Source organism: Bacillus cereus group sp. BceL291, from assembly GCF_051776705.1.
Taxonomy (GTDB): domain Bacteria; phylum Bacillota; class Bacilli; order Bacillales; family Bacillaceae_G; genus Bacillus_A; species Bacillus_A cereus.
This window is the reverse complement of sequence record NZ_JBPWAP010000201.1, coordinates 1-1,954: the sequence shown is the minus strand read 5'-3', so window position 1 is coordinate 1,954 and position 1,954 is coordinate 1. Positions and strand designations below refer to the sequence as shown.

Here is a 1,954-nt window from a genome sequence, read left to right as displayed (position 1 = left end):
GATAGGGTTTATTTCGCATGCAAACCTTTAAATTTTCTAAGCCTGGCTTTTAGAAAAAAGAAATAATCTCTACTATACTTGATATTGTATAATCTTAGCTTGATAGTGATGTGGTGGTACCCCCACAATAGAAGGATGCACTTCAGTAAAGGGGAAATTCTAAGTAAAAAAATTCTTCGTCAAACACCTATTTTTAAACTTTTTATTAAAAGTCCTTTACATACCATAGGGGGGTATAGTATTGTGAAATTATGGAGGTGAGGAAATTTCGATGATTTCAGAAAATCTTAATAAAATTGTTGAAATCGATCAATGCTGCTCATAAGACGGTATAAGAAAAAGCCGCCATTCAGATAAAGTAAAGAATAACTTAACGATTAGTTCAGAAGTTAATAAGTCATATATTGAAAGGAATGAAAAATTATGAGTTTGGAAGCTTTAAATGAACAAGTAAAAAGGGATCTTTCTTATCTTGCATTTGGGGGAGAGGATTGGGTATGCCCAACCCACCATCCTGAGGGGCATGTCTACGATACAGTTATTATAGGAGGCGGCCAGTGTGGCTTAGGTGTGGCCTTTGGACTTTTGCGTGAAAGAATATCTAATATCCTTATCATCGACGAAAACGTTGAAGGATATGAAGGGCCATGGGTAACTTACGCTCGTATGATGACATTGCGTACGCCTAAACATTTGATATCCATTGATCTTGGAGTGCCTTCTCTGACTTTTCGCTCCTGGTGGGAAGCGCAATTTGGACCAAAAAGTTGGGAGGACATCGATAAGATTCCACGGAACGATTGGATGAACTATCTACGTTGGTATCGAAAGGTTCTTAATTTACCTGTTTTTAATGAGGTAAAGATGAAGCTTATTGAGCCTGCAGGGGAAGATGTTTATCGACTGCATATTGAAGGAGCAGGAGCATCTTCTAATACATTACTGGCCCGCAAGGTTATCTTAGCCACTGGTATTCAAGGTGGAGGGGAATGGCACGTACCATCTATGATTTCCGAAACATTACCTCGTCACCTCTATGCACACACCTCAGAAGACATTGACTTTGAGGCCCTTAAAGACAAGAAGGTGGCAATTTTAGGCGGTGGGGCCTCAGCTTTTGATAATGCCAATTTTGCATTATCTGAAGGTGTGGGTTCAGCTCATGTGTTTGTTCGCCGCACGGAGATGCCACGCATTAACCCAATGCGACAAATGGGGGTGTCAGGTCTAATTGAACGTTTTAATGTTCTATCTGATGCTGATAAATATTCCGTTATGGCCCATTACTTTAAGCATCAACCCCCTACAAATGACACATTTGAACGTGCAGTTTCACATCCCGGCTTTAAATTACACTTAGGTGCACCATGGCTTGAGGTACAGCATGAAGCTGAGAAGGCTGTTGTCACTACTCCACAAGGTAATTTTACTTTTGATTTTCTAATCATTTCCACTGGTCTTGTGACTGATCATTCTTTACGTCCAGAGCTAAAGCTTTTCGAACGCCATATTGCACGTTGGGACGACTATTATAATGCACCTGCTGATATCGCCAACCGTAAGCTTGATGCATATCCTTACCTTGGCCCTGGCTTTACTTTCACATGCCGGGACAAAAAGGATACAAAGCTTCTTCATGGACTTTTTGCTTTTAACTATTCAGCTGTAGTTAGCTGTGGTATCTCAGCCTCTTCGCTTCCGGGAATGAGATATGGGATACCTAGACTAGTTTCAGCTGTGGCAGACCAGCTGTTCTCTGATAATCGTGAGGAGATTCTGAAAAACTTCTATTCTTATAATGAGGCTGAATTTGTTGGAGAATGGACAAATAGGGGTTCTGAGGCATGCCCATCAACTTAAGAACAAAAATAAAATGAACTTTCGTTCAAAGCAACTAAAAAACTCGTAATGTACTTTTGGTATTGAAAAGTACACACACCAAATAAACTCTAAC

General features: G+C 40.1%; 1 protein-coding gene. It reads left to right on the top strand.

Features of this window, described 5'->3' with window-relative positions; translation table 11 throughout:
• Positions 1-423: 423 nt before the first annotated feature.
• Positions 424-1,860 carry an NAD(P)-binding domain-containing protein gene (locus ACS2CR_RS34035; protein ID WP_438906157.1) on the top strand — a complete coding sequence of 479 codons (1,437 nt, stop codon included), beginning with the start codon at positions 424-426 and terminating at the stop codon, positions 1,858-1,860.
• Positions 1,861-1,954 lie beyond the last annotated feature (94 nt).

Excerpts from the sequence above, each read along its gene's own strand:
- ACS2CR_RS34035 (WP_438906157.1), top strand. The coding sequence starts at position 424 with ATGAGTTTGGAAGCTTTAAATGAACAAGTAAAAAGGGATCTTTCTTAT.